Origin of the sequence: Gordonia otitidis, assembly GCF_020735545.1 — a bacterium.
Taxonomy (GTDB): Bacteria; Actinomycetota; Actinomycetes; order Mycobacteriales; family Mycobacteriaceae; genus Gordonia; species Gordonia otitidis.
The window spans coordinates 2,832,166-2,846,607 of sequence record NZ_CP085974.1; the positions used below are offsets into that span (position 1 = coordinate 2,832,166).

General features: G+C 64.5%; 13 protein-coding genes. 7 read left to right on the top strand and 6 right to left on the bottom strand.

Translation table 11 applies throughout. The features are described 5' to 3' along the window. Positions 1-34 precede the first annotated feature (34 nt). Positions 35-1,108, top strand: coding sequence for an ABC transporter ATP-binding protein (locus tag LK459_RS12985; protein ID WP_227918709.1), 1,074 nt, complete (start codon positions 35-37; stop codon positions 1,106-1,108). 19 nt (positions 1,109-1,127) lie between these two features. Here the strand turns inward: LK459_RS12985 and LK459_RS12990 are convergent, their stop codons facing one another. The 3 genes from LK459_RS12990 to LK459_RS13000 are packed head-to-tail and all read right to left on the bottom strand — an operon-like array spanning position 1,128 to position 3,734. Then, positions 1,128-2,132: an acrylyl-CoA reductase family protein gene (locus tag LK459_RS12990; protein WP_227918711.1), complete on the bottom strand. Its 1,005-nt coding sequence runs from the start codon at positions 2,130-2,132 to the stop codon at positions 1,128-1,130. 43 nt (positions 2,133-2,175) lie between these two features. Continuing rightward, positions 2,176-2,667 (bottom strand): ArsR/SmtB family transcription factor, encoded by a 492-nt coding sequence (locus tag LK459_RS12995; protein ID WP_227918713.1) that lies wholly within the window; start codon positions 2,665-2,667, stop codon positions 2,176-2,178. After that, the gene (locus tag LK459_RS13000; protein ID WP_227918715.1) at positions 2,664-3,734 is read right to left on the bottom strand and encodes a serine hydrolase; all 1,071 of its coding nucleotides are present in this window, start codon (positions 3,732-3,734) and stop codon (positions 2,664-2,666) included. Before LK459_RS13000 ends, LK459_RS12995 begins: the two co-directional genes overlap by 4 nt. A gap of 235 nt (positions 3,735-3,969) precedes the next feature. Here LK459_RS13000 and LK459_RS13005 point away from each other — a divergent pair, with 235 nt between their 5' ends. From LK459_RS13005 to LK459_RS13025, 5 genes are all read left to right on the top strand, one after another. Next, positions 3,970-5,433: an MFS transporter gene (locus LK459_RS13005; RefSeq protein ID WP_227918716.1), complete on the top strand. Its 1,464-nt coding sequence runs from the start codon at positions 3,970-3,972 to the stop codon at positions 5,431-5,433. A 39-nt stretch (positions 5,434-5,472) separates the two neighbouring features. Next, positions 5,473-6,588 carry a hypothetical protein gene (locus LK459_RS13010; RefSeq protein ID WP_227918718.1) on the top strand — a complete coding sequence of 372 codons (1,116 nt, stop codon included), beginning with the start codon at positions 5,473-5,475 and terminating at the stop codon, positions 6,586-6,588. A 183-nt stretch (positions 6,589-6,771) separates the two neighbouring features. Next, the gene (locus LK459_RS13015; protein WP_227918720.1) at positions 6,772-7,083 is read left to right on the top strand and encodes an IclR family transcriptional regulator domain-containing protein; all 312 of its coding nucleotides are present in this window, start codon (positions 6,772-6,774) and stop codon (positions 7,081-7,083) included. A 68-nt stretch (positions 7,084-7,151) separates the two neighbouring features. Next, positions 7,152-7,859: a TetR/AcrR family transcriptional regulator gene (locus tag LK459_RS13020; protein ID WP_227918721.1), complete on the top strand. Its 708-nt coding sequence runs from the start codon at positions 7,152-7,154 to the stop codon at positions 7,857-7,859. Between the two features lie 125 nt (positions 7,860-7,984). Next, positions 7,985-8,338: a hypothetical protein gene (locus LK459_RS13025; protein WP_227918723.1), complete on the top strand. Its 354-nt coding sequence runs from the start codon at positions 7,985-7,987 to the stop codon at positions 8,336-8,338. 9 nt (positions 8,339-8,347) lie between these two features. Here the strand turns inward: LK459_RS13025 and LK459_RS13030 are convergent. Then, positions 8,348-9,513, bottom strand: a protein-coding gene (locus LK459_RS13030) for an IS3 family transposase (protein ID WP_085948641.1) whose coding sequence is annotated in 2 segments (ribosomal slippage) — positions 8,348-9,226 and positions 9,229-9,513 — 1,164 coding nt in all. Because the reading frame shifts where the segments join, the coding sequence is not laid out codon by codon here. Positions 9,514-9,704: 191 nt separating this feature from the next. Continuing rightward, positions 9,705-11,081 carry an IS1380-like element ISGbr1 family transposase gene (locus LK459_RS13035; protein WP_064862420.1) on the bottom strand — a complete coding sequence of 459 codons (1,377 nt, stop codon included), beginning with the start codon at positions 11,079-11,081 and terminating at the stop codon, positions 9,705-9,707. Positions 11,082-11,337: 256 nt separating this feature from the next. Here LK459_RS13035 and LK459_RS13040 point away from each other — a divergent pair, with 256 nt between their 5' ends. Then, entirely contained in the window at positions 11,338-12,846 is a 1,509-nt protein-coding gene (locus LK459_RS13040) for an aldehyde dehydrogenase family protein (RefSeq protein ID WP_227918725.1), read from the top strand. A 150-nt stretch (positions 12,847-12,996) separates the two neighbouring features. Here LK459_RS13040 and LK459_RS13045 read toward each other — a convergent pair whose 3' ends face one another. Next, a complete protein-coding gene (locus LK459_RS13045; RefSeq protein ID WP_064862420.1) occupies positions 12,997-14,373 on the bottom strand; it encodes an IS1380-like element ISGbr1 family transposase in 1,377 nt (458 codons plus the stop codon). Positions 14,374-14,442 lie beyond the last annotated feature (69 nt).

Below are 14,442 nucleotides of genomic sequence, written 5' to 3' on the forward strand. Positions count from 1 at the left end.
GTGTCGCACGACAAGACGGAGACGGGAGTAGTTCATGGGTGTCGAGGTGAGTGTTGCCGATCTGACGAAGTCTTTTGGTTCTCAGAATATTTGGCGTGATGTGACGTTGACTTTGCCGTCGGGTGAGGTGTCTGCGCTGCTGGGTCCGTCGGGTACCGGTAAGTCGGTGTTTTTGAAGACGTTGATCGGTTTGCTGCATCCCGAGCAGGGGTCGGTGATCATCGATGGCACCGATATCACGCAGTGTTCGGCCAAAGAGCTCTATGAGATCCGCAAGTTGTTCGGTGTGTTGTTCCAGGACGGCGCGCTGTTCGGGTCGATGTCGTTGTATGACAACATCGCGTTCCCGCTTCGTGAGCACACGAAGAAGAAGGAAGACGAAGTCCGCAAGATCGTGATGGAGAAGATCGATCTGGTGGGTTTGGCCGGTGCGGAGGACAAGCTGCCCGGTGAGATCTCCGGTGGTATGCGCAAGCGTGCCGGGTTGGCGCGGGCGTTGGTACTCGATCCGCAGATCATTTTGTGTGATGAGCCGGACTCGGGTCTGGATCCGGTGCGTACTGCTTATATCTCGCAGTTGTTGATCGATATCAATGCGCAGATCGACGCGACGATTCTGATCGTGACGCACAACATCAACATTGCTCGCACGATTCCGGACAACATCGGCATGTTGTTCCGGAAGGAGTTGGTGATGTTCGGTCCGCGTGAGCAGTTGCTGACCTCGGAGCAGCCGGTGGTCAAGCAGTTCCTCTCCGGTGATCGGTTCGGTCCGATCGGTATGTCGGAGGAGAAGGACGAGGCGGTGCAGAAGCAGGAAGAGGCGATGCAGGCCGCCGGTATCGGTGGTGGTGGTACGAAGGATGATTTCTCGGAGATCATTCCGCAGGTGCAGCCCAATCCTGGGATGCCCGAGCGTAAAGCGGTCGCCCGCCATCGTGAGCGGGTGTTGGAGTTGCTGCCGACACTGCCGGAGAACGCTCAACGCGCGATCCGTGAATCGATGGACCAAGAAGACCAGATCCGCGCCGAGTCCCGCGCCCACGCCGCCAACACCCAGGGTGGTGGGTGGTCTGACATGCCGACGACGGTCCTCGACCCGATCTGAGGATGCTGCGCGACTCGGACTAACCGTCGATGCGGACCACGGTGCGGCCCGTGATCCCGCCTGCACCAATGGCTTCGAGTGTCGATGGCAGATCGTCGAGGCCGATCTCGGTGATCAGGCTGTCGAGGTGTGCAGGGTGCAGGTCGGTCTCGAGCCGCGCCCAGATCGAGCGCCGGAGTTCAGGGCCGATCAGCACCGAGTCGATACCGAGCAGTGCCACGCCGCGCAGGATGAACGGCATGACCGTGGTGGGCAGGTCGGCGCCACCGGTCAGCCCGCTCGCGGCGACGGTGCCGCTGTGGTTCATCGTCGACAGAACGTACGCGAGTGTCTTACCCCCGACACAGTCCACGGCACCGGCCCACTGGGACTTTCCCAGGGGACGAAATCTGGTGTCGGCGTCGACGAGTCGACCGACGACCTCGGCTGCACCGAGCTCGGTCAATAGCTCTGCGGCGCCGGACTTTCCGCTCGATGCGGTAACGGAGAAGCCGAGGCCGCTGAGGAGGTCGACGCTGACGCTGCCCACCCCGCCACTCGCGCCGGTGACCACCACGGGCCCGTCGTCGGGTGTCAGACCTCGGTCGAGAAGGGCGACGACGCTCATCGCCGCCGTGAACCCGGCGGTGCCGATCGCGGCGGCCTCACGGGTGGAGAGAGTGTCGAGTTTGACCACCTGTCCTGCGGGGACACGGGCGTAGGCGGCATATCCGCCGTGTTGGCCAGTGCCGATCGGACCACCGTGTGCCACAACGTGATCGCCGGGTTCGAAGTCGAGCGTCGACGATGCGATCACCTCGCCCGCGAGGTCGATGCCGGGGACGATGGGGTAGTCGCGGACCACGCCCCCGCGTGGTGTCACGGCCAACGCGTCCTTGTAGTTGACACCCGAGTACTCGACGGCGATGGTGACCTCGCCGTCGGGGAGATCGGCTGCAGCGAGCTGTTCGCCGGCGAGCGTGATGCCGTCGTCGCCCTCGCGGGCCATCACGGCAGTGAACTCATCGGGCAGGGTGCGCGTCATCGGGCTCTCCTGGTCGTCGAGGGGCGTCGTATCTCAGCGTAGGTCACAGCAGTCCGGAGATGTCGCCCGCGGCGAGCATGCTGACGAGCACGGGTACGAGGTGGGTCGGGGCGATGCCGTAGTCGTTACGTCCGACCTTGGTGACGATCGACGCCGTCGTGAGGATCTTCAGGTGGTGGTAGAGCTGGCCGGTCGTACCGAAGTCGCCTGCCTCCTGGAGGTCGGTGACGGAGGCGTTCCCGCGGATCAGCAGACGGACGATCTCGATGCGTGCCGGGTGGCCGAGTGCGGCGAACGTCGATGAAAGTGCTTCTGGTGCAAGGTCGACGGCGGCGTTCGCGGAGTAGGTGATGTTCCAGGTCACCGGGCCGGTGAAGTCCACGGCCCCCGAATACTCGAGTATCCCCGACGTCGTGCGTTCGGCACCGTCGTCGTCGGAGGAATCGGCGTGGTCGTCGGGTCGCCCCGAGGCGAAGACCGCAGCCTCCAGCCGCGCGATGCGTGCCTCGAGATCGTCTGACGACTGACTGGTCACGCAATGCACCGTAGCGCGTGGGCGACCGACGGATCGGTGATGGCCGCCAGCAGCAGCTTCTGGTGTGCGAAGTTGTCGGCTTTGGTGTCGGCCTCGGAGAGACCACGCACCATGAGGGTGCCGACGCCGATCCGTCCGTCGGCGGTGCGGTATTCGAAGACCTCGGTGATCACTCCTGGGAGGCTTCCGCCCTTGAACCCGAGGGTCGAACCGTCGGAGGACGGCCCCTGGTACTCGAGCACGTGCCGTGCGAGGCGGGCGCGCGGCCCGAATGAACCATCGGCCAGGGCCGTCATCAGGGAGTGGAGAGCATTCGGCGTGGCCTGCAAGAGTGCATTCGCCCGCGTCGCGTCCGGGTCGCCGGCCGCCACGCGGGCGCGTATCGCGAGGGCATATCCGGGATCATCGTGATAGCGCCGCGCGGCGCGGAATGCATCGTCGGTGGTGCGCAACGTCGGGTCGAGGGTGGCGAGGTAGGCGCCGAGCAGGCTCGGGACGCCGTTCGAGAATCCGAAGCGATCCATCCCAGCGCGTAAAGAGTTGTCTCCCAGCGTGTTGCGTATCAGGTCCGGCGCTGCGGAATCGGAGAACCGGATCATGACGTCCACGAGTTGTCGGTAGGTGACCGTGCGTGTGCCATCGATCGGTGCACCATCGACGGCGGGAATCTCGAGATAGGCGAGTGCGCGAGCGTGAGCGCCACCGTCGAGAGCGAGGTACCAGCGCTGCCACTCGTCGACGCTGACGCGCGCCTCGGGGTCGAGGCGGCCGTCGGCGACGGCGTTCGCGTAGGCCGCCAGGTGGATGAGTTTGACCGACGACGCCGCGGGGAAGACCTCGCCGGAGTTGTGGGAGATCGGCGCGCCGTCGACCGGCGTGACGCGCAGCGCGTAGTCGTTGCGGTGTGCGGCGAGGTAGCCGATCCAGCCGGGTACGGACGAGGTGTCGCCGGCTCTCGGTAAAGCGCAATCCGCGGATGACGCGGTTGGGGCCGCGTGTGCTTCCGTGGGAATCGTGGCACCCGTGATCACGGCGAACGCGATGGCAAGCAAGGAAACGAAGCGCATCAGGATCTCCCGAAGATTCGTAAGTACGTAATTACGAAAGTACCAAGTGCGCTGGTCCCGGAGCAACGCCGGAGAACCCGCACCCTCATCTGCGCTGGTGAAGTGCCACGAATTTTGTCGCTCGTCGTGCCGGGAAGTCGGCGACAGCCCCACGACAGCCGACGGCAGCGTCGTGTAAGCGGACCTCCATAGCGTCAGTGTCAACAAATCCTGACTACCGATAGGAGGTGCCACCATGGCCACCACCACTGATGCAGCGACACACGGTTCGTCGCGCACATACACCTCGCTGGCTGCGGCCGCCATTCCCCTGGCCGCACTCTGCCTGGCCTTCTTCGTCGAGATGGTCGACAACACTCTGCTCTCGATCGCTTTGCCCACGATCGGCCGTGATCTGGGCAGCAGCACCACTGCGCTGCAGTGGATCACCGGCGCCTATTCGCTCACGTTCGGCGGGCTGCTGCTGACCGCCGGATCGATCGCCGACAGATTCGGTCGCAGACGCGTGCTGATGGTCGGTCTCGCCGCCTTCGGGCTGTTGAGTCTGCTCGTGGTGTTCGTGACCAGTACCGGCGAGCTCATCGGACTCCGTGCGGCGCTCGGGGTGGCAGCCGCGATGATGGCGCCGATCACCAACTCGCTGGTCTTCCGGCTCTTCGACGACAAGACACTGCGCATGCGAGCGATGACCGTGATGATCGTCGTCGGCATGGCCGGGTTCGTACTCGGCCCTATCCTCGGCGGCACCGCACTCGCCCACGTTCGCTGGGAGTGGCTGCTCGTCGTCAACGCGCCGATCGCACTGATCGCAGGTATCGGCATCTGGTTCGGCGTCGCGTCGGACCGGCGTGAGGACCTGACCGACGACAAGCTCGATCTTCCCGGAGCGCTGCTCAGCATCGCCGCGATAGGACTCGGCTGCTGGTCGCTGACGAGTGGCGTCGATCGCGGGTGGGGTTCGGCGCTGACCGTCGCGGCGATCGTCGGTGCCGTTGTCGCAGCGGTCGGATTCGTCGTCTACGAGCGGCGTGCAGCCTCTCCGATGCTCGATCTCCACCTGTTCGGGCGGGGCACGGTCAGCGGGGCCGCCGTCGCACAGATCGGGACGTCGATCGCGATGGCAGCCGTCATGTTCGGCCTCATCCTGCACTTCCAATACGCCTACGGGTGGAGTCCGATGAAGGCAGGATTGGCCAACCTGCCGATGATTGCCACGATGCTGCTGGCCTCCCCGCTCTCGGAACGGCTCGCCGCGCGCTTCGGTCACCGGATCGCCTGCTTCATCGGCGCGATGGCACTCGCGGGTTCACTGGTCGGTATGGCGTGGGGCGTCGAACACGGCTACCTCGCCATCGCGATCTCGATGGTCGTGATGACCATCGGGCTACGGACGGTCATGACGATCTGCGCCGTCGCGCTCGTCGATTCGGTGCCGGAGAACCGGACGTCGATGGGCACCGCGCTCAACGACACCGCCCAGGAACTCGGCACGAGCATCGGCACCGCCGTCATCGGGACCTTTCTCGCCGCACTGGTCGCCACCCAGTTGCCCTCGGGCGTGTGGACCGGCGACTTCACCGAGACCTTCTATCACGGAGAACGCATCGCCTACGCGGTGCTGGCCGTGGTCGTCGGACTCGTCGCAGGCGGGGGCGCGCTGGCGCTGACGAATTCGCGGAGCACTGAGGAAGCGCACTAGGTTTCGTCGTGCCCCAGTAGTGCCGTACCCAGGTGCCAGATGGTGGCACCTGGGTACGGCACTGTTTGTGAACCGGTCCGAGTGTGTCCACAGATCACGGAGCGCGGCGTCGTACAGAGGCTCCGTGAGCCCACACTGCTGTCCATGACCGCCCTGCCGACACCACGGCCATCGCCAGAAGGTATTGACCCAGAACGTACTGACCCAGAACTAATCGATGCAGTACTCGACGAACAGGACGGCGTGATCGCGCGTCGCCAGGTCATCGAGGCGGGATTCTCGGCGCCGTACATTCGACGCAAGGTGCGCCGCAGGGAGTGGGCAGCGGTGTCGGCCGGCATCTACGTCAACCACACCGGACCCCTGACCGCTTCAGAGCGCGCGTGGGTCGCAGTTCTCGACGCCTATCCTGCGGCGCTGAGTCACCGCTCGGCGATCGCGGTCGGCGATGCGATCGGTACAGAACCCATCCACATCGTCGTCGATCGGAAACGCCGGGTGCGCCGACGTCCCGGCGTCGTCGTCCACTACGGAACCCGTCTCGACGAGCGAGTTGCCTGGCACCTGCGGCCTCCGCGGGTGCGACTGGAGGAGGCAGTGCTGGACGTCGCGGCCGACGCGTCGTCGACGACGAGCCTGATCGCCTGCCTCGCCGACGTCGTCTCAGCGCGTAGAACCACTGCCGACAGGCTGCTTGGTGCTCTGCAGCGGCGCCCACGGATGCCGTCGCGCGAGTATGTCGTTGGCGTCCTGCGCGACGTACGCGACGGTACGTGCTCGGTTCTCGAGCACGGTTACCTGACGAAGATCGAACGTGCGCACGGACTTCCGGCACCCGTGCGGCAGGCGCCGACCGCTGTGGGGCGAAAAGGGTTTCGCGATGTCGAGTACGAGGATTTCGGGCTCATCGTCGAACTGGACGGGCGCCTGGGGCACGATGGGCCGCAGGCTCGCGACCGCGACCTCGAGCGTGATCTCGACGCAGTGGTGGATGCCGATCAGAAGACGGTGCGCCTGGGGTGGGGCCAGGTCTACGACCGGCCGTGTGCGACGGCGGCCAAGCTCGCACGCGCACTGGGGAAGGCGGGGTGGCCGGGAACACTCACGCGGTGTCCGGACTGCCCGGAAGCGCCGTACCCAGGAGTCGATATGTGACTCAGGGATACGGCAGTGGGTGCCCTCGCAACAAATCACCACGTCAGCGGCGAAGTTCCCAATGGTCGAGCAGGTAACGGACGCGGCGTGGGGTTGTCGTCGAAAATAAGCGGCCAACTGATCCGGGTCGCGCACATCGCAGTAGGCGTTGCGTTTTCCGCCGCCGGTGAGTGCCGGCATGGGGTGGGGGTCGACGAGGTCGGATCGGGTGACGTGCACGACGTCGGCTCCGAACGTGGCCAGCTGGCGATTCACGCCGGACCGGCCGGAGCCGCTGGTTTCCGACGTGAGATCGCCGCGATTCGACGTCGCGGCTATGCGATCAGCGACGGACTCGCCGATCCCGAGATCCGCGCCGGGGGTGTTCCGGTCTTCGAGCGCGGGATGCTCGTCGGCGTCGTCGTGGTGGTGGGTTCTCGAACTGACACCGGGCGCGCCGTGGACAGCGCCGCGCGGCGGGTGCGGGAGTGGCTCGCGGGCCAGTGGGGGCTGTAGATGTGTGCCGAATGCAAGGATGCGGGTGCTGCAGCCCGCGTGGCGGTGGGGGAGGGCAAACTGAGGTGGTGACGGAATCGGCTTCGACGAGCAAACGGCGCTCGACAGCAAACGCGCGCCCGAGTAGCCGTGACGAGATTCGGGACGCATTCATTCGCCACGTGGCGGAGTCGGGATATGACGGCACCAATTTTGGGTCGATCGCCGACGAATTGGGCATCAGCAAGGGCACAATCGTCCACCACTTCGGCACCAAGGAGCGGCTGTTCGCCGACGCCCACGAGCGGTATATGGAGAGGCGGCTCGGCGAGGCGCAGGACATTGTCGCTCGCCTCGACGCTGTCGAGGAACGTCTCGCGGGTCTCGTCTGGGCGTTCACGATGTATCAGACGTATGGGCGAACTGAAACGGTCGCGTTCCAGCGTGAAATCGTGCGCTTCAACGATGCGCCGTCGATGCGACGATCCCGCGACCTCCGCCATGAATACCGGGATCTCGTCAAATCGATCCTCGACGAGGGGATGAGCACGGGAGTATTTCACGACGGCAACTCGTCGATCCTGGCGTTGCAGATCTTTGGCGGTACGCAGTGGATGTGGACGTGGTTCAACCCTGCCGGTTCGCAGTCCAACGACGACGTCGCCGCCACGTACGTCCTGCTGATCCTTCGAGGCTTAATGCTGTCCAGCGAGGGCATCGATGCCGTGATTGATCCGGCTGGCCGTGTCCGTGCGGTGGTGTACGAGGTCCTCGACGGAGGCGCTAGGCCCTGCTGAGAGCGGTTTTCTCATATCCAGAAAGCGGGTCTGTCGAGTCGCGCTGTGACCCTTGACTGTACGTACGGTCAGTGAGATAGTCGTCACACGCTGAACGGCGGTAATCGCTAGGAGAGGGATCAACGATGAGCTACTTCGCTGACGCGTCAGAGGTGTACAAGTATCTGGGCGGCGTGTTCCGTCAGGCCAACGACACCGAGGGCGTCGGGTCGACGCTCCGGGCTGCCGACATCGTTCTGCGGCTTGACTATTCGGCACCCGATTCCTCGATCACCGTTGTCTTGAAAGAACCGGCCATCGAAGTCATCGAAGGGGACAGTGATCTGACTCCGGATGTGCGGATGTCGATGTCTGCCGACAACGGCAACAAGTTCTGGCGAGGCGAGTACAACGTCGCCGTCGGGTTGGCCAAGGGGCAGGTTAAGCCTCGATCCACCGATCGGCTTTTTGATGTCTGGGCCTGGTGCACGGATAGGTGACAGGGTTAGTCACGCGGCCTGAGGGGCCTCGTGGTTGATGATGGTCTCGAATTCAATGGGGGTCAATCTGCCGAGGCGGTCCTGTCGTCTGCGGCGGTGGTAGGTCCGTTCGATCCAGTGCACGATGGCGGCCCGGAGCTCGTCTCTGGTGGCCCAGGATCGACGGTCGAGGACGTTGTTCTGTAGCAGCGAGAAGAAGCTCTCCATCGCCGCGTTGTCACCACACGCACCGACCCTGCCCATCGACCCGAGCATGCCGTGCCGGGTGATGGCCTTCTGCATCTTCTTCGAACGAAATTGAGACCCTCTATCGCTGTGCAGAACGCAGCCGGCCACGTCCCCTCGCCTGGCGACAGCGCTGTTCAGGGCGGCCACGGCCAGGCGGGACTTCATTCTCGAGTCGATCGAGTACCCGACGATCCGGCCCGAGTAGACGTCCTTGATCGCGCACAGGTACAGCTTGCCCTCGGCCGTCCAGTGCTCGGTGATGTCGGTCAGCCACAGCTCGTTGGGGCCGGGCGCGGTGAAGTCTCTCTTGACGAGATCGTCGTGTACAGGCGGGCCGGCCTTGCGGTGCTTGCCGCGGCCTCTCTTGCTGATGGTGCTGGTCCAGCCGCCGGCGGAGCAGATCCGCCACGCCGTCCGCCGGCACATCTTCTCGCCTGCGGCTTCGGCCTCGTCGGCGAGGTAGCGGTAGCCGAACTCCGGGTCTTCGCGGTGGGCGTCGAACAGGGCGTTGGCCCGGTACGCCTCGGCGAGCTCGGCGTCGGTGATCGGGTTCTTGCGCCACCGGTAGTAGGGCTGGCGAGCGATCTTGAGTACCCGACACGCCACCGTGACGGGGATGCCGTCAGCGGCCAGCTCACTCACGAGCGGGTACCACCTTTTCCCGGCAGATTCGCTTGGGACAGGTACGCCGCCGCCCGGCGTAAGACCTCGTTCTCCTGTTCAAGCAGGCGCACACGCCGCTTGGCCTCGCGCAGCTCACGCGATTCGGCCGACGTGGTGCCGGGCTTGATCCCGGCCTCCACGTCGGCCTTGCGGATCCACTTGTTCAGGGTCATCGGGTGGATACCGAAGTCGGCAGCGATCTGTTCGAGAGTCACACCGTCTTCACGGTTCTGGGCGACGCGGACAACGTCGTCGCGGAACTCCTGGGGATAGGGCTTGGGCACAGCTGGCATCCTTCCAGGCCGCCCGGCAGGGCAAGCCAGATCAGATGTCACCTACTCGTGCACCAGCCCCTCTCGTGAAATGTGTTGTGTATGTTCGGGGTGGCGGTGGGCGTGGGTGAGTCGCCGATCTCTGGTGTCGGCGTGTTTCACTGGGTTTCGTGTCGGGGCCGGTTCTGGCCGATGGTTAGGGGTCAGGCTGAGTGTTGTCGTTTGATCGTGTTGTTGAACAACAGGTTCCACTCGCGTTCCCACGGCCATCGGGCGGGTAGATGCATCGTGATGCGCCGCGCTGAGGACGCGATTCGAGCGGGTATGCAGATCAGGGTGCGTCGGATGGTGGAGGTAGTCGCCTTCGCCAGACGCTGTCCACCGAGACAGGCTGCGGCGCGGGTCAGGTTGAACGCGATGACCGCACACACCAGCCATGCGGCGTTCGCGCAGAACTTTCCCGAGGGCAGATGCGCCAATGCGGAGGCTTTGAGGTCGGCGTGGACTTGCTCGATGATCGCATGACCGCGGTGAGTCTTGTCGGCGGTCACGGTGTCCAGGTCGCTGGTGGTGAAGAACGCATGAAACCGCCACACGTCGAACAAGCCGTCTCCCTCGGCTGCGAAGTCAGGGATACGGCGCACCACCAGCCGTCCGGATACCTGCAGGCGCTTGGCTTTGGAGGTGAACGCGGTGAACGGTACTTCGGCGACCTCGGCCCGCGAGACCCACTGGCCGCTGTCTTCGTCGAAGACGGCGTCGGTGTACTCGATCGGCGTCCATGCATCTGCCGGTACCTCGCTGATCGCTGCTCGGACGTGGGAATCCTGACGCACGGTGACCGACACCTGCGCACCGGCCCGGAGCGCGGTGGTGATCGCGCGATGGCCGTAGAACGCTGAATCCGCTCGCAGCAGTATCGGTCCCGACGCATCGGACGACCGTAGCCGCCGCACGGTGGCCAGGGTGTCGGCGATCAACCGATGCGCCCCGCGCGCGGAGTTACACGCCCCTTTGCGCAGGCGTTGAGCGGCGATCACCGGCGCACCGTCACCACAGGTGAGGGTGGTGATCGCCGAGTTCAGCCCACGCACTCGGGTGTAGCCGAATCCGACGCCCTGCTTGGCCGGGCCGTGGACCTCGATGATCGAGTCGTCGATATCGATCATCACCGGCCCGTCGATCCCCGCCAGCACCGGAGTATGGCGAGCCAGTCCCGCCAACAGCCGGGTGGCGATCGCATCGGCTTGGCGGACATGCCCGAACCGGAACTCGCGAAGAAACGATCCCAACGTCGACGGGGCGTAAGGATGGTCGAACACCTTGCCCATCGCGCCGTGTCGCAACACGGCCATGTCGTCGATGCTGTCGGCGCCCGCCACCATCCCCGCCACCAGGGAAAACATTTTCCGATCCGGATGGGCGCCCTTGTCGGTGGGCACGCTCAGATGCTCGCGGGCCAACTCCGACAGGCTGGCGCGTTCGGCCAGCGCCATCACCGGCACCACCCCCGCAGCGGCGAGGAGATTCGGATCGTCACAGGATGCAGACCGGACCGGGTGAGTGTGAGACAATCGCATCTACGACATGCCCTCCTGTGTGTGTGGATGGAACCCTAGAGAAGTCCCATTCTGTCACTCAGACAGGGCATTTCGTTTATCCCTCACCGACCGATCACAAGCAAATCGGTGGATCGAGGTTAAGGCCAAGGGCCCCGTCTCGAAGATCCTCAAGCTGATCCCGGCAGCCAAGCCCGTGTTCCCGATCTATCGAGACCTGGTGTCCGCGAAGGACTCCGAGAACGCCTGAGAATCCCGGCCGAGAGGAATGCGCGTGATGACGCCTCCGCACTATCAGATGTACATCGACGGCGCCTGGGTGGACTCATCCACCACGGTCGACGTCACCAATCCGGCGTCGGATGCGCTGGTCGCGACTGTCGCACATGGCAACGCCGACGACGCCGATCGCGCTGTCGCTGCCGCACTGCGCGCGCACCGTGACGGTGAATGGCGAAACACTCCGCCCGAAGAACGTGCCAAGATCATGACGCGCTGGGTCGAGATCCTCAACGAGCGGATGGACGAGTTCGTCGATCTTCATGTCGCCGAGAACGGGGTGACGCGCAGACAGGCCATGGCATTTCACGTCGGGTATGCCATCTCGCACCTGCAGTACTTCGCCGATCTCGCGGCCACGTATGAGTTCAGCCGAAGCGGACCGATGCTGGGTTACCCAACCGTCGCCGCGGGGCTCGTGCGGCGCGAACCGTTCGGCGTCGTCGCGGGGATCGTGCCGTGGAACTTCCCGATGCTGCTCGCCGTCTGGAAGTTCGGACCGGCACTCGCCGCCGGTAACACCATCGTGCTCAAGCCGGACGAGAAGACTCCGCTGACACTGCTGGAGATGGCACGCGCTGCGCACGATGCGGGAGTCCCGGCAGGTGTGTTCAACGTCGTGACCGGCCCCGGGGAGGTGGTCGGCGCGCGGTTGGCGGCTCATCCGGATGTCCGCAAGGTCGCATTCACCGGCTCGACTGCGGTGGGCCGCATCATCACCGAGCTCTCGGCAGCCAACATCAAGAAGGTCACGCTCGAGCTAGGCGGCAAGGGCGCCAACATCATCCTGCCCGACGCCGATATGTTACAGGCAGTCGACGCTGCGCTGTTCGCCTTCTGTCTCTATCAGGGCCAGGCCTGCGAGTCGGGGACGCGGCTACTGTTGCCCGAGTCGTTGCACGATGAGTTCGTCGCGAGGCTCGTCGAGCGTGCCGCAGCTATTCGCGTCGGCGATCCAGACGATTTCGACACCGACATGGGGCCGATCATCTCGGCTGAGCAGCGTCAGCGCATCGAGCACTACATCGAGTTGGGCAAGAAAGAGGGCGCAACGCTGGTCTATGGCGGCACTCGCCTGACCGGTGAAGGGTTCGACGCCGGAAACTGGTTCGGCCCCACGATTTTCACCGATGTCGACAATTCGATGACCATCGCGCAGGAAGAGGTCTTCGGGCCGGTACTGGTTGTCATCAAGTACCGAACGGTTGACGAGGCCATCGAGATCGCCAACGACAGTGAGTACGGCTTGTCGGCAGGCGTGTGGAGTGAGGACATCGACGCCGCACTCGACGTGGCGGCGCAGATCGAATCGGGCACGGTCTGGATCAACGACTGGCACATGGTGAATGCGCTGTATCCGTTCGGGGGATACAAGCAGAGCGGCAACGGCCGTGAACTCGGGCCGCACGCACTCGACGAGTACACCGAGGAGAAGTTCATCCACGTCGATCTCGCTCGCCGGATCGAGAGCAAGGTGTACGACCTCGTCGTGCCTGAGGAGGACTGAGCCTCGATCCACCGATCGGCTTTTTGATGTCTCGTGAAATGTGTTGTGTATGTTCGGGGTGGCGGTGGGCGTGGGTGAGTCGCCGATCTCTGGTGTCGGCGTGTTTCACTGGGTTTCGTGTCGGGGCCGGTTCTGGCCGATGGTTAGGGGTCAGGCTGAGTGTTGTCGTTTGATCGTGTTGTTGAACAACAGGTTCCACTCGCGTTCCCACGGCCATCGGGCGGGTAGATGCATCGTGATGCGCCGCGCTGAGGACGCGATTCGAGCGGGTATGCAGATCAGGGTGCGTCGGATGGTGGAGGTAGTCGCCTTCGCCAGACGCTGTCCACCGAGACAGGCTGCGGCGCGGGTCAGGTTGAACGCGATGACCGCACACACCAGCCATGCGGCGTTCGCGCAGAACTTTCCCGAGGGCAGATGCGCCAATGCGGAGGCTTTGAGGTCGGCGTGGACTTGCTCGATGATCGCATGACCGCGGTGAGTCTTGTCGGCGGTCACGGTGTCCAGGTCGCTGGTGGTGAAGAACGCATGAAACCGCCACACGTCGAACAAGCCGTCTCCCTCGGCTGCGAAGTCAGGGATACGGCGCACCACCAGCCGTCCGGATACCTGCAGGCGCTTGGCTTTGGAGGTGAACGCGGTGAACGGTACTTCGGCGACCTCGGCCCGCGAGACCCACTGGCCGCTGTCTTCGTCGAAGACGGCGTCGGTGTACTCGATCGGCGTCCATGCATCTGCCGGTACCTCGCTGATCGCTGCTCGGACGTGGGAATCCTGACGCACGGTGACCGACACCTGCGCACCGGCCCGGAGCGCGGTGGTGATCGCGCGATGGCCGTAGAACGCTGAATCCGCTCGCAGCAGTATCGGTCCCGACGCATCGGACGACCGTAGCCGCCGCACGGTGGCCAGGGTGTCGGCGATCAACCGATGCGCCCCGCGCGCGGAGTTACACGCCCCTTTGCGCAGGCGTTGAGCGGCGATCACCGGCGCACCGTCACCACAGGTGAGGGTGGTGATCGCCGAGTTCAGCCCACGCACTCGGGTGTAGCCGAATCCGACGCCCTGCTTGGCCGGGCCGTGGACCTCGATGATCGAGTCGTCGATATCGATCATCACCGGCCCGTCGATCCCCGCCAGCACCGGAGTATGGCGAGCCAGTCCCGCCAACAGCCGGGTGGCGATCGCATCGGCTTGGCGGACATGCCCGAACCGGAACTCGCGAAGAAACGATCCCAACGTCGACGGGGCGTAAGGATGGTCGAACACCTTGCCCATCGCGCCGTGTCGCAACACGGCCATGTCGTCGATGCTGTCGGCGCCCGCCACCATCCCCGCCACCAGGGAAAACATTTTCCGATCCGGATGGGCGCCCTTGTCGGTGGGCACGCTCAGATGCTCGCGGGCCAACTCCGACAGGCTGGCGCGTTCGGCCAGCGCCATCACCGGCACCACCCCCGCAGCGGCGAGGAGATTCGGATCGTCACAGGATGCAGACCGGACCGGGTGAGTGTGAGACAATCGCATCTACGACATGCCCTCCTGTGTGTGTGGATGGAACCCTAGAGAAGTCCCATTCTGTCACTCAGACAGGGC

Bases quoted from the DNA above. Each gene is read 5' to 3' on its own strand.
- LK459_RS12985 (WP_227918709.1), top strand. From the start codon at position 35: ATGGGTGTCGAGGTGAGTGTTGCCGATCTGACGAAGTCTTTTGGTTCT.
- LK459_RS12990 (WP_227918711.1), bottom strand. From the start codon at position 2,132: ATGACGCGCACCCTGCCCGATGAGTTCACTGCCGTGATGGCCCGCGAG.
- LK459_RS13000 (WP_227918715.1), bottom strand. From the start codon at position 3,734: ATGCGCTTCGTTTCCTTGCTTGCCATCGCGTTCGCCGTGATCACGGGT.
- LK459_RS13005 (WP_227918716.1), top strand. From the start codon at position 3,970: ATGGCCACCACCACTGATGCAGCGACACACGGTTCGTCGCGCACATAC.
- LK459_RS13010 (WP_227918718.1), top strand. From the start codon at position 5,473: ATGGTGGCACCTGGGTACGGCACTGTTTGTGAACCGGTCCGAGTGTGT.
- LK459_RS13025 (WP_227918723.1), top strand. From the start codon at position 7,985: ATGAGCTACTTCGCTGACGCGTCAGAGGTGTACAAGTATCTGGGCGGC.
- LK459_RS13035 (WP_064862420.1), bottom strand. From the start codon at position 11,081: ATGCGATTGTCTCACACTCACCCGGTCCGGTCTGCATCCTGTGACGAT.
- LK459_RS13040 (WP_227918725.1), top strand. From the start codon at position 11,338: ATGACGCCTCCGCACTATCAGATGTACATCGACGGCGCCTGGGTGGAC.
- LK459_RS13045 (WP_064862420.1), bottom strand. From the start codon at position 14,373: ATGCGATTGTCTCACACTCACCCGGTCCGGTCTGCATCCTGTGACGAT.